This window comes from Sphingomonas sp. (assembly GCF_036388435.1).
GTDB lineage: Bacteria > Pseudomonadota > Alphaproteobacteria > Sphingomonadales > Sphingomonadaceae > Sphingomonas.
Genome location: NZ_DASVRV010000018.1, coordinates 1 through 20,288, shown reverse-complemented (window position 1 = coordinate 20,288; position 20,288 = coordinate 1). Strand labels below are relative to the sequence as shown.

General features: G+C 70.5%; 21 protein-coding genes. 9 read left to right on the top strand and 12 right to left on the bottom strand.

What is annotated here, in order from left to right; genetic code table 11:
• Window positions 1–14: 14 nt before the first annotated feature.
• Window positions 15–587 (bottom strand): LemA family protein, encoded by a 573-nt coding sequence (locus VF592_RS04850; RefSeq protein ID WP_331004486.1) that lies wholly within the window; start codon window positions 585–587, stop codon window positions 15–17.
• A gap of 104 nt (window positions 588–691) precedes the next feature.
• Between VF592_RS04850 and mscL the strand changes: the two genes are divergently transcribed.
• A complete protein-coding gene (mscL, locus tag VF592_RS04845; protein WP_331004485.1) occupies window positions 692–1,141 on the top strand; it encodes a large conductance mechanosensitive channel protein MscL in 450 nt (149 codons plus the stop codon).
• Here the strand turns inward: mscL and VF592_RS04840 are convergent.
• The 6 genes from VF592_RS04840 to pdxH form a co-directional block, all read right to left on the bottom strand.
• Window positions 1,107–2,369, bottom strand: a complete 1,263-nt coding sequence (locus VF592_RS04840; RefSeq protein ID WP_331004484.1) for a YihY/virulence factor BrkB family protein — start codon at window positions 2,367–2,369, stop codon at window positions 1,107–1,109. The two genes, mscL and VF592_RS04840, sit on opposite strands and share 35 nt — an antisense overlap.
• Window positions 2,366–4,240, bottom strand: coding sequence for an AI-2E family transporter (locus tag VF592_RS04835; RefSeq protein WP_331004483.1), 1,875 nt, complete (start codon window positions 4,238–4,240; stop codon window positions 2,366–2,368). Before VF592_RS04835 ends, VF592_RS04840 begins: the two co-directional genes overlap by 4 nt.
• 78 nt (window positions 4,241–4,318) lie before the next feature.
• Entirely contained in the window at window positions 4,319–4,969 is a 651-nt protein-coding gene (locus VF592_RS04830; RefSeq protein ID WP_331004482.1) for a hypothetical protein, read from the bottom strand.
• A 189-nt stretch (window positions 4,970–5,158) separates the two neighbouring features.
• Window positions 5,159–5,956: a PhzF family phenazine biosynthesis protein gene (locus VF592_RS04825; RefSeq protein WP_331004481.1), complete on the bottom strand. Its 798-nt coding sequence runs from the start codon at window positions 5,954–5,956 to the stop codon at window positions 5,159–5,161.
• A gap of 17 nt (window positions 5,957–5,973) precedes the next feature.
• Window positions 5,974–6,921, bottom strand: a complete 948-nt coding sequence (locus VF592_RS04820; protein ID WP_331004480.1) for a cation diffusion facilitator family transporter — start codon at window positions 6,919–6,921, stop codon at window positions 5,974–5,976.
• Entirely contained in the window at window positions 6,918–7,511 is a 594-nt protein-coding gene (gene pdxH / locus VF592_RS04815; protein ID WP_331004479.1) for a pyridoxamine 5'-phosphate oxidase, read from the bottom strand. The genes VF592_RS04820 and pdxH overlap by 4 nt, the downstream gene beginning before the upstream one ends.
• 98 nt (window positions 7,512–7,609) lie before the next feature.
• Here pdxH and VF592_RS04810 point away from each other — a divergent pair, with 98 nt between their 5' ends.
• Together VF592_RS04810 and VF592_RS04805 are read left to right on the top strand one after the other, a co-directional pair.
• Entirely contained in the window at window positions 7,610–9,958 is a 2,349-nt protein-coding gene (locus VF592_RS04810) for a circularly permuted type 2 ATP-grasp protein (RefSeq protein ID WP_331004478.1), read from the top strand.
• Entirely contained in the window at window positions 9,959–10,843 is an 885-nt protein-coding gene (locus VF592_RS04805) for a transglutaminase family protein (protein ID WP_331004477.1), read from the top strand.
• Here the strand turns inward: VF592_RS04805 and VF592_RS04800 are convergent.
• Complete coding sequence (locus VF592_RS04800) at window positions 10,840–11,109, bottom strand: hypothetical protein (RefSeq protein ID WP_331004476.1); 270 nt, start codon at window positions 11,107–11,109, stop codon at window positions 10,840–10,842. The genes VF592_RS04805 and VF592_RS04800 overlap by 4 nt on opposite strands.
• Before the next feature lie 127 nt (window positions 11,110–11,236).
• Between VF592_RS04800 and VF592_RS04795 the strand changes: the two genes are divergently transcribed.
• Genes VF592_RS04795 through aroC form a run of 5 tightly spaced genes read left to right on the top strand, consistent with a single transcriptional unit; the run spans window position 11,237 to window position 15,438 of the window.
• Window positions 11,237–12,181, top strand: a complete 945-nt coding sequence (locus tag VF592_RS04795) for a DnaJ C-terminal domain-containing protein (RefSeq protein ID WP_331004475.1) — start codon at window positions 11,237–11,239, stop codon at window positions 12,179–12,181.
• Window positions 12,182–12,189: 8 nt separating this feature from the next.
• A complete protein-coding gene (locus tag VF592_RS04790) occupies window positions 12,190–13,119 on the top strand; it encodes a YihY/virulence factor BrkB family protein (RefSeq protein WP_331004474.1) in 930 nt (309 codons plus the stop codon).
• A gap of 14 nt (window positions 13,120–13,133) precedes the next feature.
• Window positions 13,134–13,937: an enoyl-ACP reductase FabI gene (fabI, locus tag VF592_RS04785; protein ID WP_331004473.1), complete on the top strand. Its 804-nt coding sequence runs from the start codon at window positions 13,134–13,136 to the stop codon at window positions 13,935–13,937.
• Window positions 13,938–13,957: 20 nt separating this feature from the next.
• On the top strand, window positions 13,958–14,371 hold the full coding sequence (locus VF592_RS04780) for a hypothetical protein (RefSeq protein WP_331004472.1): 414 nt from the start codon (window positions 13,958–13,960) through the stop codon (window positions 14,369–14,371).
• Window positions 14,371–15,438 (top strand): chorismate synthase, encoded by a 1,068-nt coding sequence (aroC, locus tag VF592_RS04775; RefSeq protein ID WP_331004471.1) that lies wholly within the window; start codon window positions 14,371–14,373, stop codon window positions 15,436–15,438. Before VF592_RS04780 ends, aroC begins: the two co-directional genes overlap by 1 nt.
• Before the next feature lie 129 nt (window positions 15,439–15,567).
• On the opposite strand, the gene VF592_RS04770 is transcribed toward aroC, so the two are convergent.
• Together VF592_RS04770 and VF592_RS04765 are read right to left on the bottom strand one after the other, a co-directional pair.
• Window positions 15,568–15,963, bottom strand: a complete 396-nt coding sequence (locus tag VF592_RS04770) for a hypothetical protein (protein WP_331004470.1) — start codon at window positions 15,961–15,963, stop codon at window positions 15,568–15,570.
• 49 nt (window positions 15,964–16,012) lie between these two features.
• Window positions 16,013–17,317: an adenylosuccinate synthase gene (locus tag VF592_RS04765; RefSeq protein WP_331004469.1), complete on the bottom strand. Its 1,305-nt coding sequence runs from the start codon at window positions 17,315–17,317 to the stop codon at window positions 16,013–16,015.
• 255 nt (window positions 17,318–17,572) lie between these two features.
• Here VF592_RS04765 and VF592_RS04760 point away from each other — a divergent pair, with 255 nt between their 5' ends.
• The gene (locus VF592_RS04760; RefSeq protein ID WP_331004468.1) at window positions 17,573–18,217 is read left to right on the top strand and encodes a hypothetical protein; all 645 of its coding nucleotides are present in this window, start codon (window positions 17,573–17,575) and stop codon (window positions 18,215–18,217) included.
• Window positions 18,218–18,240: 23 nt separating this feature from the next.
• Here the strand turns inward: VF592_RS04760 and VF592_RS04755 are convergent, their stop codons facing one another.
• Together VF592_RS04755 and VF592_RS04750 are read right to left on the bottom strand one after the other, a co-directional pair.
• On the bottom strand, window positions 18,241–19,338 hold the full coding sequence (locus VF592_RS04755) for an ATP phosphoribosyltransferase regulatory subunit (RefSeq protein ID WP_331004467.1): 1,098 nt from the start codon (window positions 19,336–19,338) through the stop codon (window positions 18,241–18,243).
• Window positions 19,339–19,645: 307 nt separating this feature from the next.
• Window positions 19,646–20,288 (bottom strand): ACT domain-containing protein (locus VF592_RS04750; protein ID WP_331004466.1); only part of this gene is annotated, 643 nt, incomplete at its 5' end.

The following is a 20,288-nucleotide window of genomic DNA, read 5'->3' as shown; positions in this document are numbered from 1 at the left end:
GCTGGCTGGTCACCTCAGCCGAAATTCACCTGGGGCGCGCGCTCGGCGCCCGGCGTCACCGCCTGAAAGGGCGTCAGCGGCTTGGCCCCGTGGATCACCCGCGCCCCGATCGCGTCGGGAAAGGTGCGGATGCGCGTGTTATATTCCTGCACGGCGCTGTTGTAGTCGCGCACCGCGATCGTGACGCGGTTCTCCGTGCTTTCGAGCTGGCTCATCAGCGTGCTGAAATTGGCCTGGCTGCGCAGCTCGGGATAGGCTTCCTGGAGCGGGCGGATCGCCAGGCTCAGCGCGCCCTGCGCCGCCGCGAATTGCTGCATCTTGGCCGGATCGGTCAGGTCGTCGCCGCTCAGCTGCACCGACGTGGCGCGGGCGCGGGCGTTGACGACGTTGGACAGGGTCTCGTTCTCCGCCTTGGCGGCGCCGCGCACCGTCGCGACCAGGTTGGGGATCAGGTCGGCGCGGCGCTGGTAAGCGGCCTGGACGTCGGCCCAGCGCGCCTTGGCGTTCTCCTCCGACGTGGGCACGCTGTTCAGCCCGCACCCGGCAAGGACGATGGCGGCGGAAAGCGGCGCGAGAGCACGGAACATGCGGACCTCCAGATGATGACGGACGCGATATAGATTGTCCGACCGACTTGGCGAAAGCCCAATCGTTCCCTAGCCGTCGCGCGGGCCGGTTCGGGGAGCGATCGATGGTGAAGGAATTCCGGGCGTTCATCGCGCGCGGCAACGTGCTCGACCTGGCGGTGGCGGTCATCATCGGGGCGGCGTTCGGGCGCATCGTCACCTCGCTGACCGAGGACGTCATCATGCCGATCATCGGGCGCGTGCTGGGCGGGCTCGACTTCTCCTCCTATTTCGTCGCGCTCGGCCCCGTGCCCGCCGCGCTTGCGGGCTCGACCGATTACCTGGCGCTCAAAAAGGCCGGGGTGCCGCTGCTCGGCTACGGCGCCTTCCTGACCCAGGCGGTCAATTTCGTGATCGTCGCCTTCATCATCTTCATGCTGGTGCGCACCGTGAACCGCATGGCGGGGGTGTTCGAACGCGAAGCCAGGACCGCCGACCAGGCCGCGCCCGAGCCGACCGATGTCGCGCTGCTCCGCGAGATCAGGGACGAATTGCGGGCACGGCCTTCTTCCTAGCCTTGGGGCGAGGCTTCGCCCTGGACTTGTCGTGACCGAACCAGGCGAGCGCGGCGCCGGCCGCGACCAGCGCCGCGCCGCTCGCACGGGTCCCGGCCTCCAGCCTCGATAGCCCGAAGGCGGTGAGCAAAGTCGGCAGCAGCCCCGGCTTGCGACCCGTCACCCGGCCCGCGGCGCGCAGCCCGAACGCGGTCGCGGCCACGCCCGATCCGCTACGACTTTGGCTGTCCGAAGCCCGGTCGCGCGGCGCCGCCGGGGTCCGCGCCGTCGCGTGTTCGTCGCCTTCCCCGGCCACCGTATCGGCCGCCACCGCGCCCCGACTACCCATCGGCCGGGCCGCCCCGGACGTCGTGTCGCGCGCGGTCTGGCGTTCCAGCTCCGAATTGAGCTCGGCCCCGAACAGATACACATAGGCCGACAGCCACAGCCAGGTCAGCAACACGATCACCGATCCCAGCGCGCCGTAGGTGGCGCCGTAATTGCCGAAATTGGCGACATAGACGCCGAACAGCGCCGTGCCGACCAGCCACAACAGCGTCGCGACCGCCGAACCCGGTGTCAGCCACTTCCACTTCGCGTTCTGCCGGTTCGGGCCGTAGCGATACAGCGCCGCCCCCGCCGACACGGCCAGCGCGGCGATGACGGCGTAGCCGGCGAGACGGATCAGCGCGACGACGATCCCCGGCGCGTTGGGCATCAGCCTGCCCAGAAAGGCGAGCACCCCGGTCGCCGCGATCGCGCCGAAGATCAGCAGCACCGCGCCGACGACGATCGCGAGGTTGAGGAGCGTCAGCTTGACAAAGCCGCGCGTCTCCTTTTCCTCATAGGCGATGTTGAGCGCGGTCACGATCGCGCCCGCCGCCTTGGTGCCGCCGTACAGCGCCAGCGCCAGCGCGACGAGCAGCCCCAGACCCTTCTTGCCGCCTTCCGTCTGGACCACCGTCAGCAATTGATCGCTGATCAGCTTGGCCGCGTCCTGGGGCAGCGACCCGAACAGCGCCTCGATGTTGCTCACCACCGTCTGCTGGTCGGCGAACAGGCCATAGCTCAGCACCACCGCCGCCAGCACGGGCACGATCGACGCGAAGGCGTAGAATGCGGTGCCCGCGGCGATCAGCCCGACATTGTCGTCGTTCATCTCGGTCCGCGTCCGTTTCAGCGCGGCCCACCAGCCGCCCGCGGGGATCTGCCACGGGCTGGGCGCGTCGCGACCCTTGGGGTCGGTCATGCGATTTCCCTTTCTTCGATCGTCGTCTCGTCGGCCAGCGCCAGGCCGGCATCGACCGCCGCGCGCAGCGATCCGACATACAGGTCGGCGCCGAGCGTCTGCTGGATCTGGCTGTCGGTCAGCGCCGCCTCGCCCTCGGGCCACAGGCCGACCATGATCCGCGCGGCGCCGGCGGATCGGCGCAGGCGGCGGACCAGGAAGCGCAGATGGCTCGGCGTGCCGCCCAGCTCCAGATAGGACAGGCAGACGAGCCGGGTGCCGGTGAAGTCCAGCCCGCCGATGCGGTCGCGCCCGACCTCCTCGTTGGTGATCCGCCGCACCCCGAAGCCGCGATGGCGGAGCAGTTGCTCGAGCATCGCGGTCACCGCATCGTCGAGCACGCCGCGCCCCGCGACGCAGGTCACCGCACCCGGCGCGCGCCACTCGGGCGGGAGCGCTTCGCCCTGGACCGCGCGGTCGTCCAGCTCGTGGATGACGGCCAGCATCGAATCGACGATCCGCGTCGCGCGGGCGCGGTCGACGACGCCGCGCTGGGCGTCGAAGGCGGCGAGCTTGAGCCCGGCGAGCGCCACCTCGTCATAATAATCGACCAGCGAACGGTCGGCGAGCAGCAGCTCCGCCTGATCGAGCGCCTCTTCGGGATCATGGGCGAGCATCCGCTGGTAGAAACTCTCGACCGGCGTCAGCGCGGGGCGGTCGCCGAGCAGCACTTCCATGAATTCGAGCGATGGGACGTGTCGCCCGAGCACGACGAGGCAGAGCGTCAGCGGCATCGACAGGACCAGCCCGACCGGCCCCCATATCCAGGTCCAGAACACCGCCGCCAGGATCACCGACAGCGGCGAGAGCCCGGTCGAATGGCCGTAGAGAAAGGGTTCGATCACATAACCGACCAGCGGCTCGACGACGAGGAACAGCGCGACGACCATCAGCGGCATGGTCCAGCCCGGATCGACCCCGGCGGCCACCGCGATCGGCAGCACCGCGCCGAGCACCGCCCCGATATAGGGCACGAAGCGCAGCACCCCCGCCAGGATGCCCCACACCGCCGGCACGGGCACCCCGATCAGCCACAGGCCGATGCCCACCACCAGCCCGAACGCGGTGTTGACCGCCAGCTGCGACAGGAAATACCGGCCCAGCCGATCGGCGGCGTCGTCCATCGCCGTGGTGGTACGGTGCAGGTCGGACGATCCGAACAGCCGGATCATGCGGTCGCGCAGATCGTCCTTCTGCAGCAGGATGAAGATCGCGACCACCAGCACGATCACGAAGGTCTCGAACGGCGCCAGCACGGGGGCGAGCACGTCGCGGGCGACCGTCAGCGTGTTCGGCTCTTCGCCGACGATGCGCACCGAGGTCACGGCGCGGGCGCGCGACACCACCGCGTCGGTGACCGGGGTCGGTCCCGCGGCCCCGCGCGCGGCCGGCTCCGCCGAACGGAGCGGGGCCTCGCGGGTGAAGATGGCGGCGCGTTCCAGCGCATAGGCGCGGGCGCGGGCGATCTTGCCCTCGATGGTGCGTGCATAGGCGGGCGCCTCGTCGGCGAGGCTCGCGACCTGGGTTCCGACCACGGTGCCGATGCCGCCGAGCACGCCCAGCGCGAACAACACCGACACCAGCACGGCGGGCGCGCGGGGAATGCGCAACCGGCGGAGCAGCGCCACCACCGGCGACAGCACGAAGGAGAGCAGGATCGCCAGAGTGACCGGGATCAGCACCTCCTGGCCCAGATACAGCCCCGCGATGACCACCACCCCGATGGCGAGCCCGAGCAGCCCCCGTAAACCCGGCACATTGGCGGGCGGGACGGCGAGCGGCCCATATGGGAGCGGCGATCCCGGCAGGATCGGCTCGCGGTCTGCGATCAACGGAACACCCCTGTTCACCCCGGCCATGATGACCGGTGATGAGCGTAACGCGGCGCCTCCGTTTTCGTGCCGGACGGATCAGCCCAGCGCGCGGCGGCCCTCGATGAAGGAGCGCGGGTGAACAGGGTCGTCATTCCCGGCGCGACCCGCGACCGTCAGGTCGTCCGGCGCGATTGCCCGGCCCGACACCGCTCTCCAGAATGCCGCGCTCGCCGCGCCGTGACGCGCGGTCAGGGCGGCGGCGAAGAGTTCGCGCAGCCGTCCGGTCGACACCGAATGCGGGCCGCGCGGCGCGATCGCGCCCGAGACGATGAGCTGCTCCAGGAACCAGCGCCGCTCGTCGACCGTCAGCAGGTCGAAGCGCGCGCTCAGGCCGATGCGGTTGTCCGCGCCCGCCAGCCGCTCGGCCAGCCGCCCGCGCCCGTCGCAGGTCCAGACCGTCGCCCCGGCCAGGGTGCCCGGATCGAGATCGGGCAGCCGTGCGGGCGCGACAACCAGGATCACCCGTTCGAAATAGCGCGCCAGGACGACAAGCCGTCGCGGCAGGCCATGAAGCGGGTCGGCCGCGTCGCCGACGACGACCCCGATGAACTCGTCCTCGACGATGGCCAGGTCGGCCGTGATCGCGCCGGGCGGCAAGGGGAAGTCCGCGATCACGACCGGACGGACCGGCTCGGCGGCGGCGCGCACCTGGTCCAGGATGATCGCCTTGATCTCGTCCTTGTTCATGCGCCGCCTTCCCGTCGGTCGCCCGGTTCGGCGACCCCGGTCGCAGCGTTGGACCATCGGGCGTTAAAGGAAGGGAAATTCGCTGGGGGGAGCCCGGCCGACGGCAAAGCCGCCGGCGTGGACGTCGAACGGGTTCCCCGTCGGCCGAGCGGGCGCCGGGCGGCGCGGACGCCGCCGCGCCTGCGCCCGCTATGGCAGCAGGAACGTCCCTTCGATCACCGTCACGCACGAACCGCCGAGCATCACCCGGTCCCCCTCCGCCCGGCAGGTCAGCCGCCCGCCCCGCGCGCTCGCCTGGTGTGCGGTGAAGCGGTCCCGGCATAGGCGCTCGGTCCAATAAGGCGTCAGCACGCAGTGGGCGGAGCCGGTCACCGGGTCCTCGTCGATCCCCGCCCCACAGGCGAAGACCCGGCTGACCACATCGGTGTCCGATCCCGGCGCGGTGACGATCGTCAGCACGTCCCCCGCGCGCGTCAGGGCGACGAAGTCGGGACGCAGCGCGCGCACCGCCGCCTCGTCGTCGAGCACGATGAGCGAATAGTCGTTCGGGTGCCACCGCGTGTCGACCGCCCGGTGGATACCGAGCGCCGCGAGCGTGGCGGGCATCGGCCTGGGGTCGGCCGGATAGGCCGGCAGCGCCATCCGGTAGCCCAGCCCGTCGCGCGCGACCGCGAGCATTCCCGCCTTGCGCGTGCCGAAGGTCACGCGGTCGCGCGTCGGCTCCGACTCGAGCACCACATGCCCGCTCGCCAGCGTGGCGTGGCCGCATAGCGCGACCTCCACCGCCGGGGTGAACCAGCGCAGCTCGAAATCGACCTCGCCGCCGGTCGCGGGGACGATGAACGCGGTTTCCGACAGGTTGTTCTCGGCCGCGATCGCCTGGAGCGTCGCGTCGGGCAGCCATGCGGCAAGTGGCATCACCGCCGCCGGATTGCCGCCGAACACCGCGCTCGCGAACGCGTCGACCTGGGTGAAGGGGATTCTCATACCCGCTTGCCGCGCCCCTAAACTCTCTTGCCGAACCAATGCGGCGTGACATCGGCCTCGACCAACGGGTTATCGGTATCCACATGACCCTCGGGGTCGAGATGGATCAGCACCTCGACCTTGGGAAAGGCGCGCTTCAGATTGGCCTCCACCCCTTCGACCAGATCATGCGCGGCGGCGACGGAGATGGTCGGGTCCACCTCCATGTGGAATTGCGCGAAGTCGTGCGTGCCCGAGCGGCGCGTGCGGAAATCGTGGATGCCGCGCAAGCCCGGCTCGCGCGCGGCGATGTCGAGAAAGGCGGCGCGCTGCTGCTCGGGCCATTCCTTGTCCATCAACTGATCGATCGCATTGGACGACGCCTTGAACGCCCCCCAGGCGAGCCACAGCGCGATGGCGATGCCGAACACCGGATCGGCGCCCGCCAGCCCCGCATATTGCTCCAGCACCAGCGCGGCGATCACCGCGCAGTTGAGCAGCACGTCCGACTGGTAATGGACATTGTCGGCATAGATCGCGACCGACCCGGTCCGCCGCACGATCGAGCGCTGATAGGCGAGCAGCGCGAAGGTCACCGCGATCGCGATCAGCGACACCAGGATGCCGAAGCCCGCATCCTCGTTGCGCACGGGATTGCCGAACCGCTCGATCGCACGCCAGGCGATGCCCGCCGCCGACAGGGTGATGAGGGCGACCTGGAACAAGGCGGCCAGCGCCTCCGCCTTGCCATGCCCGAAACGGTGATCGTCGTCGGCGGGCGTCGCGGCGAGCCGGACGCCGTAGAGCGTCACCAGCGAGGCGAGCAGGTCGAGCCCGGTATCGGCGAGCGACCCCAGCATCGCCACCGACCCCGTATGCCAGGCGGCGAAGGCCTTGAGCAGCAGCAGGAAGCCCGCCACCGCGACGCTGGCGAGCGCGGCGCGGGTCGCCAGCGGCAGGAAACGGCGGCGTTCGTCGAGCGTCATGGGAACAACAATCCTTCGCGCCAGCCGCCCTGCCCGTCCGGCGTGAACAGCCGCCGCTCGTGCAGCCGATGCTCGCGGTCGCGCCAGAACTCGATCCGCTCGGGTGCGACGCGGTATCCGCCCCAATGCGGCGGGCGGGGCACGTCGCCGCCCTCGAAGCGCCGGGCAGCCTCGTCGAAACGCGCCTCGAACGTCGCGCGCGAATCGAGATCGCGCGACTGGTCGGACGCCCAGGCCCCCAGACGCGAGTCGCGGCCCCGCGTCGCGAAATAGGCGTCCGACTCGGCGTCGGAGACGCGCGTCACCGCGCCCTCGATGCGGACCTGGCGACGCAGGCTCTTCCAGTGGAACAGCAGCGAGGCCCGGCCTCGCGCGTCTAGCTCGTTGCCCTTGCGGCTTTCGCGGTTGGTGTAGATCACGAAGCCGCGCGCGTCATGCCCCTTCAGAAGCACCATGCGGACCGAAGGATGCCCATCGGCATCCGCCGTGGCGAGCGCGACGGCTTCCGGATCGTTCGGCTCGCTGGCCCTGGCCTCGGCGAACCAGGACTCGAACAGGGCATGGGGGTCTTCGTTCACGCGCCCGGTCATAGCGGATGCGACCGGGGAGGGGAACATCCGGCCGTTTCGGATGCGCGACGAGCTTGGGGGGCTTGCTTTCGTCCGTCCGCGCCGCGAACCCTGTTCCGGTGACCCCGCCCGACGAAACCGCCCGCGACTGGATCGCCGCCTATCGCGCGGGCGCGGGGTGCGAAGACGTGGTCCGCGCCGACCCCGCCTGGAGCGCCGCGCTGGTCGAGCTGGCGGGCCAGGGCGATCTGGCGACGCTGAGCGAACAGGCGGAGCGTCACGCCGCCGAGGCAGGACTGGGACGCCGCGTCACGGGCGAGGTGGCGCCGCGGTCCTGGTCGCTGTCGCCCATACCCCTGCTTATCGACGCGGCCGAGTGGCGCGGGATCGAAGCCGGGATCGCGCAACGGACGGCGCTGCTGGAACTGGTGCTGGCCGATCTATACGGTTCGGCGACCCTGGTCGATCGAGGGCTGCTCCCTGCGGCGGTCGTGGCGGGAAGCCCGGGTTTCCTGCGGCCCCTGGTCGGCCTGCCGCCGCCGAACGGACGCTATCTCCATCTGGTGGCCTTCGACCTGCAGCGTGACGCCGGGGGTGGTTGGCGGGTGACGCGCGACGATCTGAACGCGCCCGCCGGGCTGGGCTATGCCCTGGAGAACCGGCTGGCGATGGGACGCGTCGCAGGCGGGCTTCATGCCAGGCTGAACGTGGAGCGGCACGCGCCCTTCTTTGCCGCCTTTCGCGAGGGGCTGGCGCGCTCCTGCCGTCGCGCGGACCCGCGCATCGGCCTGCTGACGCCCGGCCGTCACGATCCCGATCATGCCGAACAGGCGCATCTGGCGCGCTATCTGGGTTTTCTGCTGGTCGAGCCGGCGGACCTGACGGCACTGGACGAGCGGCTTTACGTGCGCACGATCGGCGGCCTCAAACGGCTGGACGCGCTGTGGCGACGCGGCGACGCCCGGCTGCTCGATCCGCTCGCCTTTGACAGCCGATCGACTTGCGGGGTGGCGGGATCGATCGACGCCTATCTGGCGGGCGAACTCGTCCTCGCCAACGCGCCGGGCGCGGGGGCGCTGGAAGCCGCGGCGATGGCGGCCTACCTGCCGGAAGTCGCGGCTGCGCTGCTGGGCGAGGAGCTGTTGCTGCCCGGCATACCGACATGGTGGTGCGGCGATCCGGGGACGGCCGCGGTGCTGGCCGCGCGATCGGCCGACCTCCAGGTCGCGCCCGCCTTCGGGGCCGCGCCGATGCCCCCCGATCTCGACGCGCGGCCGCAGGATCATGTCGTCCGCGCGATCGCGGCGCCGTCGACGATGCCGGTCGCGGCTATGGGCGGGCTGGTCGCGCGGCCCTTCGCCCTGCGGGTCTTCGCCGCGCGCGATGCCGAGGGCGGATGGCGGGTGCTGCCCGGCGGCTGGGCGCGTATCGGGGAGCGGGGTGGAGAAAGCTGGTCGGCGGACGTCTGCGTTCACGGGCCGGAACCGGTCGCGCCCGCCACCCTGCTCCCCGCCGCCCAAGGGGTTCGCGTCCGGCGCAATCCGGGAACCTTGCCCAGCCGGGCGGCCGACGATCTGTTCTGGCTGGGGCGCTATCTCGAACGCGGCGAGGCGCTGCTCGCCGCCATCCGCGTGCTCGGCGGCGCGACCGTCGACGAGGGATCGGGCGCGCGGGCGGGCACGACCGCCAAACTCGTCGCGCTGATCGCCGAAGCGGGCGCGGCGCCCTGGCCCCCCGGCCATGCGCGCACCGAGCTTCACGCCTTTGCCGAGGCGGCGATGGGCGACCCCGACCGGCAATCGGTGGCGGCGATCAACGCGCGGGCGCGGCGGATCGGCGACGGCGCGCGCGACCGGCTGTCGGCCGACACGATGCGGCTGCTGGAAGCGCCCTTTCCGCACCGGCCGGGGCTGCTCGATCGGGCGGGATCGCTCCAGCGGCGCTATGCCGCGCTGGCCGGGCTCGCCGCCGAGCATATGAGCCGCACCGATGCCTGGGCCTTTCACGACCTGGGACGCCGGGTGGAGCGCGCGCTGTCGGCCGCGCGGCTGGCGGCGCGGTTCGGCATGGCGGGGGCGGACGCGGAGGACCTCCAGACGCTGCTCGACCTGTCGGACAGCCAGATCAGCTATCGCCAGCGTTACCAGACCGGCATCGCGCGCGTCGCCGTCGTCGACCTCGTCGCGCTCGATGCGGGCAACCCGCGCGGGCTGGCGTTTCAACTCGCGCGGATCGGCGAGCATCTGCTGCGCCTGCCGGTGCTGGCGGATGACGGCATGGCCGAACCGCAACAGGTGGCCGCGGGGGCGCTCGTCGCGCTGATGGCGGGCGCGCGGGCCGAGACCCTGGACGCGGCGGCGCTGGGCGAGGCGATGGCGCGGCTCCACGATCTGTCCGACCTCGTCGCGCGGCGCTATTTCCTCCAGGGGGCGGAGCCGATGCGCGCCGGCCGCGTGTTGTTCGCCTGAATGTTGTACGATATCCGCCACGTCACGCATTTCAGCTATGCCGATCCGGTCGGCTTCGCGCGGTGCAATCTGCGGCTCAAGCCGATCGACTGGCCCGGCCAGCGGGTCGAACATCACGCGCTGACGGTCGCGCCGGGCGGACGCATGGCCCCCGCGCGGACCGGGAGCGGCCTGGCGCACGTGACGCGTCTGCTGGTCGACACGCCGGTACGCGAGCTGACGATCGAAAGTCGCGCGCGCGTCGCGGTCGACCGGCTGATCCCTTTTCCTGCCGCCGACGATCCGACGTTGCGCCAGATCGCCGCCTGGGCCCGCGAGAGCCGTGACCCCTCGGCGGCGGGGCCCGCGCCTTATATCTACCCGTCCGCGCTGATCCCCCTCGATCCCGACATCGGCGACTGGTGCCGCGTCGAGCTCGATCCCGACCGCGGCAGCCTGGAGGCGGGGATCGCGCTGGCGCGCGCGATACAGCGCGATTTCACCTTCGACGGCGCCGCGACGCTGGTCGACACCCCGCCCGCCGAGGCGTTCCGGCACCGCCGCGGCGTGTGCCAGGATTTCGCGCAGATCATGATCACCGGGCTACGCGCCGTCGGCCTGCCTGCGGCTTATGCGTCGGGCTATATCCGCACCCTGCCCCCGCCCGGCGAGGCGCGGCTGGAGGGTGCCGACGCGACCCATGCCTGGGTGCTCTTATGGTGCGGCCCGACCCTGGGCTGGGTCGGTCTCGATCCCACCAACGGCATCTGGATGGCGGGCGACCACGTGCTCATCGCGGTCGGCCGCGATTATGGGGAGATCGCGCCCGTCGACGGGGTGGTCCTGGGCTCCGGCGCCCAGCAGATGTCGGTGGCGGTGGACATGGAGCCGGTCGAGGAGGGCTAATCCTGCTTGGTGACCGCGTTCGCGTTGCCCACGTCCGCGTCGACGTCCGTCCCGCCCTGGCCGGTGCCGTGATAGGCGACCTTCGTCTGCCCGCCATGACCCATGAAGCCGCCGCCTTCGGGCTCCTTGCCCGTCTGCGGGTTGGGATAGGCCCCGCCCCCGCTCTCGCCCGCCGCGTCCTTCCCGCTGGGCGCCGTCGAGACGCCGTCGGGAGCGCCCTTGCGGCCGTCGCTCGGCATCGCCTGCTGTGGTTGCTTGTCGCTCATCGTCGCGCTCCTCTTCGCCCGGGTAACGCGCAGGGGGCGGTGACGTTCAATCGCAATTGCGCTAGGCCCGATTGCGCCGGGTCGGACGCGACCTACATAGGCGGGTAACACACCGTATGGGGGAATGATGGCCGATCCATATGCGACGCTTGGGCTGGCGCGCGGCGCCGACGAGGCGGACATAAAAAAGGCGTATCGCAAGCTCGCCAAGGAGCTGCACCCCGATCGCAACAAGGACAATCCCAAGGCGTCCGAACGCTTCAGCCAGGTGACCTCGGCTTATGACCTGCTGACCGACAAGGACAAACGCGCGCGCTTCGACCGGGGCGAGATCGATGGCGACGGCAACCCCGCCTCGCCCTTCGGCTTCGGCCAAGGCGGCGGGGGCGCACGGGGCGCCGGCGGCGGCGGATTCCGGTCGCAGGGATTCGAGTTCGGCGGCGACACGGCGGATATGGGCGACATCTTCGAGGGGCTGTTCGGCGGTGCGCGCTCGGGCGGGGGGGGCTTTGCGAGCGGGTTCGGCGGCAGCCGCCGGACCGCCGCCAAGGGCGCCAACATCGCCTACCGGCTGGCGGTGCCCTTTGTCGATGCGGCCACGCTGGCCCCGCAACGCGTGACGCTGGCCGACGGCAAGTCGCTCGACCTGAAACTGCCCGCCGGCGTAGAGACGGGCACGCAGATGCGCCTGGCCGGGCGCGGTGAGGAAGGGCCGGGCGGCCCCGGCGATGCGATCGTCACCATCGACGTCCAGCCGCACCGCTTCTTCGTGCGCGACGGCGACGATGTGCGCGTCGACCTGCCGCTGACGCTGGCGGAGGCGGTGCTGGGCGGCCAGGTGCGCGCGCCCACCGTCGACAAGCCCGTGATGCTCACCGTGCCCAAGGGCACCAGTTCGGGCCGCGTGCTGCGCCTGAAGGGCAAGGGATTCCACAAGAAAGGCGGCGGGCGCGGCGACCAGCTCGTCACCCTGATGGTCGACCTGCCGGCGGACGATGCCGAGCTGGAGCGCTTCGTAGAGAATTGGGCGGGTCGCGAGCACCGGAACCCCAGAGCGTCCATGGGCGTCTGACGCCGGGCATGGACGATCCCAACGGTCTCACCCCCGAAGCACGTGCCCTGGCACGCCGACATGGCCGTGCCCGCGCCTATCTCGACCGGATGCGGCCGAGCGAACGCGCCTGGGAGGTGCTCAAGCGATCGCTGCTGGGCGTGTACAATGTCGGCTTCATCCATGCGGGCAACCTCGCCTATCTGGCGCTGACCGCCCTTTTTCCCTTCTTCATCGTCGCCGCGGCGATCCTGGCGCTGTTCGGGCAGGACGACGAGACGCAGCGCACCGTCATGTCGTTCCTGCGCACCCTGCCCCCCGACACCGCCGAGCTGCTGCGCAAGCCGCTGGCGGACGTGATCGCGGCGCGCACCGGGTCGCTGCTGTGGCTGGGCGCGCTGGTCGGGCTCTGGACGGTCGGCAGCTTCGTCGAGACGATCCGCGAGATCGTGCGCCAGGCTTACGGCTATGTCAGCGCCGCGCCCTTCTGGAAGACGCGGCTCAGCTCGTCGCTCGTCATCGTCGCGTCGGTGATCCTCGCCCTGCTGTCCTTCCTGATCCAGGGCGTCATGACCGCCGCCGAACAGATAATCTACCGGCTGTTCCCCTTCGCCGAGGATGTGGCGGGCTGGGTCGGGCTGTCGCGGCTGGTGCCGGCGCTGGTGATGTTCGGGGCGTTGTTCGCGCTCTTCTATTCGGTCACGCCCGGCAAATATCGCCGTTGCCCCGTCTGGCCGGGCGCCGCCTTCACCGCCGCCTGGTGGGTGGGCATGACGCAGGGCCTGCCGCTCGCGCTGGCGCAGCTCGGCGGGTACGACCTGACCTATGGCAGCCTGGCCGGGGTGGTGGTGCTGCTGACCTTCTTTTATCTCATCGGGCTGGGGCTGGTGTTCGGCGCGCATCTAAACGCGGCGCTGGCGGAACCGCCCGAACCGGCGCTAGAGAGCGACGCGACGTAGAGGAGCTGAGCTTGGTGACGGGATTGATGGCGGGGAAACGCGGGCTCATCATGGGGCTCGCCAACGACCGCTCGCTGGCATGGGGCATTGCCAGGAAATTGGGCGAAGCGGGCGCGGAACTCGCTTTCTCCTACCAGGGCGAAGCGCTCGAGAAGCGGGTACGCCCGCTCGCCGAAAGCCTGGGCACGGCGCGGCTGATCGATTGCGACGTGTCGGACATGGCCGCGCTCGACCGCGCGTTCGAGACGCTCGCCGCGGACTGGCCGACGCTCGATTTCGTGGTCCATGCGATCGGCTTTTCCGACAAGAACGAACTGCGCGGCAAGTTCGTCGACACCAGCCTCGACAATTTCCTGCTGACGATGAACGTGTCGGCATACAGCTTCGTCGCGGTGGCGAAGCGCGCGCGCGCGATGATGCCCGAGGGCGGATCGCTGCTGACGCTGACCTATTACGGCGCGGAAAAGGTCGTGCCGCATTACAACGTCATGGGCGTGGCCAAGGCGGCGCTGGAGGCGAGCGTCAAATATCTCGCGATGGATCTGGGACCGGAGAAGATCCGCGTGAACGCCATCTCGGCGGGGCCGATCAAGACGCTGGCGGCGAGCGGGATCGGTGATTTCCGCTACATCCTGAAATGGAACGAGCTCAATTCGCCCATGCGCCGCAACGTCACGATCGAGGATGTCGGCGGCGCCGGGCTGTACCTGCTGTCGGACCTGGCGAGCGGCGTGACGGGCGAGGTCCATCATGTCGACGCGGGCTACAACGTGATCGGCATGAAGGCGGAGGACGCCCCGGACATCGCGCTGGCGTGAGGCGTTTCATAGCAGCCGTCGTGATGCTCGCGACCACCTTCGCTCCCGTCGCTTCGCCGGCTCAGAAGTTAAAGCCGGTTCCGGAAGGTATTCACTCCAGTGGCGACGGCAGGCCCGATGTCTGTGGCCTTCAAGCGTCAAGCGTCACGGAGCTTGAAAATCAGATTAAATCTCGGAGCGACGTCGAGGCTCTCGATCAGACGGCGGAATACTCAGCGTATGCCATCGGCAAAATGCGTCAAATAACATTTACAAGAAAGAGTAATCGCGCTCATCCGGCAGTAGCATGTCGTCAGGTCGTCGCGACGCAAAGCGGTGGATCAACAATCCAGACTTCAATTGCGTGCTTCAACTCACGAGCGAACTGCGACTGGCTGTATCGCGAGTTTGAAGCTCTAACGAAGCGCATGATTAACGCTATGAACGGCATTTAGTGAGCTGGAACAGCTTCGGCCGCGTCTTCCGCTTCACGACCTGGGGGGAGAGCCATGGCCCCGCCATCGGCGCGGTGGTGGACGGGTGCCCGCCGGGGATCATCTTGTCGGAGGCGGACATCCAGCCCTGGCTCGACAAGCGCCGGCCGGGCACGTCGCGCTTCACGACGCAGCGGCGCGAGCCCGACCAGGTCCGCATCCTGTCGGGCGTGTTCGAGGGGCGGACGACGGGGACGCCGATCAGCCTGATGATCGACAATGTCGACCAGCGGTCCAAGGATTATTCGGAAGTGGCGCGCGCCTATCGGCCGGGCCATGCCGATTATGCCTATGACGCGAAATACGGGTTTCGCGACCATCGCGGCGGCGGGCGGTCCTCCGCGCGCGAGACGGCGTCGCGGGTCGCGGCGGGCGCGGTGGCGCGGCTGGTGATTCCGCAAGTGCGGGTGCGCGCCTGGGTGGAGGCGATCGGCGGCGACGGCATCGACGCGGCGGCGTTCGACGATGCGGAGATCGATCGCAACCCGTTCTTCTGCCCCGATGCGGGCGCGGCGGCACGGTGGGAGCGGCTGGTCGACGATGCCCGCAAGCGCGGCTCCTCGCTCGGCGCCGTCGTGGCGTGCGAGGCTACGGGGGTGCCCGCCGGCTGGGGGGCGCCCCTCTACGCCAAGCTCGACGCCGAGCTGGCGGCGGCGTGCATGGGGGTGAACGCGGTCAAGGGCGTGGAGATCGGCGACGGCTTCGCGGCCGCGGCCTCGTCGGGGGAAGCCAATGCGGACCCGATGCGTAGCGGCGCGGAGGGGCCGATGTTCCTGGCCAACCATGCGGGCGGGATCGCGGGCGGGATCGCGACGGGGCAGCCGATCCGGTTGCGCGTCGCCTTCAAGCCGACGAGTTCGATCCTGATCCCGGTCGATACGATCGCGCGGACGGGCGAGGAAACGGAGATCGCCACCAAGGGGCGGCACGACCCGTGCGTCGGGATTCGTGGGGCCCCGGTGATCGAGGCGATGGTCGCGCTGGTGCTCGCCGATCAGGCGCTGCTGCACCGGGCGCAATGTGGCTGATTCGGGACGGGTGGAGGAACGAGCGCCGAAGCAAGCCGTTGGCAATTCACTATATTCCAACGGAGTAGCATTCATGAAGATCATGTTCTCGATCGCCGCATCCACCCTGTTCGCCACCGCCGCCATCGCTCAGACGGGCACGACCGGCGGCACCGCCGGCGGGTCGATGGGGTCGGCTACCGGCACGGGCACCACGACCGGCGCGCAGACGAGCCCCGGCGCGTCGGGGACCCAGAGCACGACCACGACCACCACGCGCGGCAGCACGACGCGCAGCCGCGGGACGACGCGCGGCACGGCAGGCTCGACCACGAGCACGACGGGTTCGACGAGCACCACGGTCGGCGGCGACACCACCAGCACGACGGGCACCACCGGCGACGATTTCGGCACCGGGACACCGGGCACGACCGGCACGGCGAGCGGCGGGCTGGGCACGACCCCCGGGTCGACCCTTGGCGGCACGACCGGCACCACGACGATGGGGACGACCGGCACCACGCCCCCGATGGGCACTACGCCCAACTGAGTTCCTGAAGGGTCGGGACAGCGATCCCGGCCCGTCAGCTCTGCCTCAGTCCGCGAAGGGATCGCGGACCAGGATGGTGTCCGCGCGTTCCGGGCTGGTCGACACCAGCGCGACCGGACAGCGGATCAGCTCCTCGATGCGGCGGATATATTTGATCGCCTGAGCGGGCAGCTCGGCCCAGCTGCGCGCGCCGGCGGTCGTCTCGCCCCAGCCTTCCATCGTCTCGTAGACCGGCTCGACCGCCGCCTGGTCGGCGGCATGGGCGGGGAAATAGTCGAGATCGGCGCCGCGCAGGCGATAGCCAGTGCAGATGCGCACCTCGTCGAAGCCGTCGAGCACGTCCAATTTGGTGAGCGCGATGCCGGTGATGCCCGACACCGAAGCCGACTGGCGCACCAGCACCGAGTCGAACCAGCCGCAGCGGCGCTTGCGTCCCGTGACGGTCCCGAACTCGCGCCCGGTGACGCCCAGTCGCTCGCCCACCGCGCCATGTTCGGTTCCCGGGGCCAGCTCGGTCGGGAAGGGGCCGGAACCCACGCGCGTCGTATAGGCCTTGGCGATGCCGAGCACGAAACCCACCCCCGACGGGCCGATCCCCGACCCAGCCGCCGCCGCGCCCGCGACGGTGTTCGACGAGGTGACGAAGGGGTAGGTGCCGTGGTCGATGTCGAGCAGCACGCCCTGCGCCCCCTCGAACAGGATGCGCCGCCCGCGCCCGCGGGCCTCGTTCAGGTCGCGCCACACGGGCTTGGCGAAGGCCAGCACGAAATCGGCGATCCCGCGCAACTCGGCCAGCAGCTCGGCGCGGTCGACCGGATCGACGCCGAAGCCGGCGCGCAGCGCGTCGTGATGCGCGAAGAGGCGGTCGAGCTGGGGTTCGAGATCGTCCAGATGCGCCAGGTCGCAGACGCGGATCGCCCGGCGGCCGACCTTGTCCTCATAGGCGGGGCCGATCCCGCGTCGCGTGGTGCCGATCTTGCCCGCGCCGGACGCGTCCTCGCGCAGCGCGTCGAGATCGCGGTGGAAGGGCAGGATCAGCGCGCAGGTGTCGGCGACGCGCAGCGTCTCGGGGGTGACCGACACCCCCTGCCCCGACAGCCGCGCGATCTCGTCCTTGAGCGCCCAGGGGTCAAGCACGACGCCGTTGCCGATCACCGAGGGCGTGCCGCGCACGATGCCGGAGGGGAGCAGCGACAGCTTGTACGTCTGGTCGCCCACGACGAGCGTATGGCCGGCATTATGCCCGCCCTGGAAGCGCACCACCATGTCGGCGCGCTCGGCGAGCCAGTCGACGATCTTGCCCTTGCCCTCGTCGCCCCATTGCGCGCCGATCACCGCTACATTGGCCACTTACACACTCCATGCCGTTCGGGTGGGCGTTAGGACGGGACGGCCGGGGGGTCCACGGGTTTGGCGGCGTGCGGATCGGAAGCCGTCCGTGTAGGACAGGATTTCATCGGCCGTCCGCTTGCCACCGCAAGCCGGTCCGGGACCATGTCGCCACCGACCGCCTCGCGCGCGGCCGTTCGCCTGGAAGCCGGGATTTTCCGTCACCTTGCGCGCGAGTTCAGGTCGGTGTCATGATTCCCGGTCTATACGGGTGTCATGAAGCCGAAGACAGCCCTTCTCGCCGGGACGCTCCTGGCCGCCGCCGCGCTACCCGTTGGGCTCGCCGCCATGCCGCCTGCCAGCGCATGGGAGATCGGACCCTGGGTGCGGGGACGAAATTATTCGGTGGGCATGCCGGCGCGACCGCGACCCGGCCCTGGCGGTTCGGTGGTGATGGACTTCCCGATCGCCGGCTCGGGACAGGTGGATGCGCTGACCACCGCCATCCGCCCGCTGGCCGACGCGCGGCGGATCACGCTGCGATACCGGGTTGCCGCCGCCCGCGGTACGCGGTTCGTCGCGGACGAGACGCCGAACGAGCCGGCCACTGTGTCGCTATATTTCCAACAGGCGGGTGACAGCTGGAGCGGGCGGGGTCGCTTCGCCTCCTATCGCTGGTATGCGCCCGGGCGAGCGGTGATCCCGCTGACCGCGGGCGAGCACAGCGTCACCGTGCGGCTGGACGAGACCTGGACCAACGTGAACGGCCAGCCGAACAGCCAGGTGCCCGAGGAATATGCCGCCGCGCTGCGGAACACCGCGCGTATCGGGCTGGCATTCGGTTCGTCCCCGCGCCGCAGCCATGGTGTCTACACGACGGGTCCCGCTCGCTTCACGCTGCTCGGCCTCGACATGGACTGAGGTCGTGCCTCCGCCGACGCACCCTATCCGATCGCCTCCACCGCACCGTTTCGCCACAGATGCGTCGCGAGTTGCGCTTGCGGGCTGTCCTCCGGCTCCAGCGCGGCGACGGTGACCCAGCCTTGGGCGCGGAGGGTACGGCCCTCTCCGGCGGGCGTGCCGAGCGGCAGGAAGAGGCGGCGGCGATCGGGGGCTGCGCCCGTCAGCGCGTCGGCGTAGAGGCTGAAGCCGGTGGCGGCCTCCTCCGCGCCGTCCTCGTGGACGATCATGTAGGTGCCGCCGCGCCCGACCTCGGTGGCGGCGCCCGCGACGAAGAGCGAGAAGCCGAGCCAGGACTGGTATTCGAAGCCGTGGCGCTCGGTCGGGTCGAGGGTGAGCTGGGCGAGGCCGGACAGCCCCCGCGCGATCGCCGCGAGGCCGTCGAGCCGCGCGGCGAGGATGCCGGTGCGGTCGAAGGCGCGTAGACGGACGAGCGCGGCGTCGAACGGGCCAGCCGCCTCGATCAGCGGCAGATAGGCGGGGGCGATGGCGGCGACGCTCCCCGCGTCTTTGGCGTCGAGGCGGTCGCGCAGCGCCGCGACCGCGCCCGGATCGACGGGCAGCGGCCCCCGCGCCAGCGTCTCGACCAGGTCGGGCAGGGTGAAGTCGATGCTCAAACCGGTGGCGCCCGCCGCGGCCAGCGCCTCGGCGGCGACGCCGACCAGCTCGCGCGCGGCGGCGACGGTGTCGAGGCCGATCAGCTCCGCGCCCATCTGCCGCCGCTCGCGCGCCGGGCTCAGCTCCGGCGCGCGCAGGCGCAGGGTCGGGCCGGCATAGCTGAGCCGCACGGGGCGCGGGTGATGGGCCATGCGCGTGGCGGCGATACGGGCGACCTGGGCCGTCAGGTCGGGCCGGATCGCCAGCGTCCGCTGCGACACCGGGTCGACGAAGCGCACCGCGTCGCGGAGCGCCCCCGCCTTGAGCCGGGTACCCAGCGCCTCGGCGAACTCGGCGAGCGGCGGGTCGACGCGCTCATAGCCGTGCAGGCGCGCGACCTCGAGCATTTGGCGCTCCACGGCGGCGGCGGCGTCCGCGTGGGGGGGCAGGCGGTCGCGAAAACCTTCGGGGAGGAGAGCGGTCATGATGGCGGGTCGTAGTGCGGCATCTCGTTCCCGTCATGCCCGGCTTGGCGGCTGGTTAGGAAATTTGTTCATGCGAAGGCGCGAAGGCGCGAAGAAGTCTGGTTCACGCGGAGACGCGGAGGGGGTGCGCGCCCGGCCGGACGCATACCCGCCGCGTCCGCGGCAGCATTCGATCCGGCGATCATATGAGGAAGCCCGCTCGCGCGGCGGGGCACGACCCGAAGCTCCGCCTCCCCCTTCTTCTCCGCGCCTCCGCGCCTCCGCGTGAACCAGACTTCTTTGCGGCTTAGCGCCTTCGCGTGACACCCTAGAACGACAACCCCATCGCGGTCTTCACGCCTGGCAGCGCCTTGACGCGGGCGAGGAGTTCCGGGGTGACGGGCTCGTCCAGGGACAACAGCACGATCGCCTCGCCCCCCGCCTGACGGCGGCCGAGGTGGAAGGTGCCGATATTGACCCCCGCCTCGCCCAGCGCCGTGCCCAGGCGGCCGATGAAACCGGGCGCGTCCTCGTTGACGACGTAGAGCATGGGGCCCGCCAGATCGGCCTCAACCTTGATGTCGAACAGCTCGACCAGGCGCGGGGCCTGGTCGCCGAACAGCGTGCCCGCGACCGAGCGTTCGCCCGCGTCGGTCCGGACCGAGACGCGGACCAGCGTGTGATAGTCGCCCTCGCGCTCGGTGCGGACCTCGCGGACCTCCATGCCGCGGTCGCGCGCGAGCACGGGGGCGTTGACCATGTTCACCGTGTCGGTCTGGGTGCGCAGGAAGCCCGCCAGCACCGCGCTCGACAGCGGCTTCTGGTTCAGTTCGGCGGCGGCGCCCTCGCTGTGGATCGAGATGCGCGGGATCGCACCCGTGGTCAGCTGGCCGACCAGCGACCCCAGCTTCTCGGCGAGCGCCATGTACGGCTTCAGCTTGGGCGCTTCCTCCGCCGACAGCGACGGCATG

Bases quoted from the DNA above. Each gene is read 5' to 3' on its own strand.
- VF592_RS04850 (WP_331004486.1), bottom strand. From the start codon at position 587: ATGTTCCGTGCTCTCGCGCCGCTTTCCGCCGCCATCGTCCTTGCCGGG.
- mscL (WP_331004485.1), top strand. From the start codon at position 692: ATGGTGAAGGAATTCCGGGCGTTCATCGCGCGCGGCAACGTGCTCGAC.
- VF592_RS04840 (WP_331004484.1), bottom strand. From the start codon at position 2,369: ATGACCGACCCCAAGGGTCGCGACGCGCCCAGCCCGTGGCAGATCCCC.
- VF592_RS04830 (WP_331004482.1), bottom strand. From the start codon at position 4,969: ATGAACAAGGACGAGATCAAGGCGATCATCCTGGACCAGGTGCGCGCC.
- VF592_RS04825 (WP_331004481.1), bottom strand. From the start codon at position 5,956: ATGAGAATCCCCTTCACCCAGGTCGACGCGTTCGCGAGCGCGGTGTTC.
- VF592_RS04820 (WP_331004480.1), bottom strand. From the start codon at position 6,921: ATGACGCTCGACGAACGCCGCCGTTTCCTGCCGCTGGCGACCCGCGCC.
- pdxH (WP_331004479.1), bottom strand. From the start codon at position 7,511: ATGACCGGGCGCGTGAACGAAGACCCCCATGCCCTGTTCGAGTCCTGG.
- VF592_RS04805 (WP_331004477.1), top strand. From the start codon at position 9,959: ATGTTGTACGATATCCGCCACGTCACGCATTTCAGCTATGCCGATCCG.
- VF592_RS04800 (WP_331004476.1), bottom strand. From the start codon at position 11,109: ATGAGCGACAAGCAACCACAGCAGGCGATGCCGAGCGACGGCCGCAAG.
- VF592_RS04795 (WP_331004475.1), top strand. From the start codon at position 11,237: ATGGCCGATCCATATGCGACGCTTGGGCTGGCGCGCGGCGCCGACGAG.
- VF592_RS04790 (WP_331004474.1), top strand. From the start codon at position 12,190: ATGGACGATCCCAACGGTCTCACCCCCGAAGCACGTGCCCTGGCACGC.
- VF592_RS04760 (WP_331004468.1), top strand. From the start codon at position 17,573: ATGAAGCCGAAGACAGCCCTTCTCGCCGGGACGCTCCTGGCCGCCGCC.
- VF592_RS04755 (WP_331004467.1), bottom strand. From the start codon at position 19,338: ATGACCGCTCTCCTCCCCGAAGGTTTTCGCGACCGCCTGCCCCCCCAC.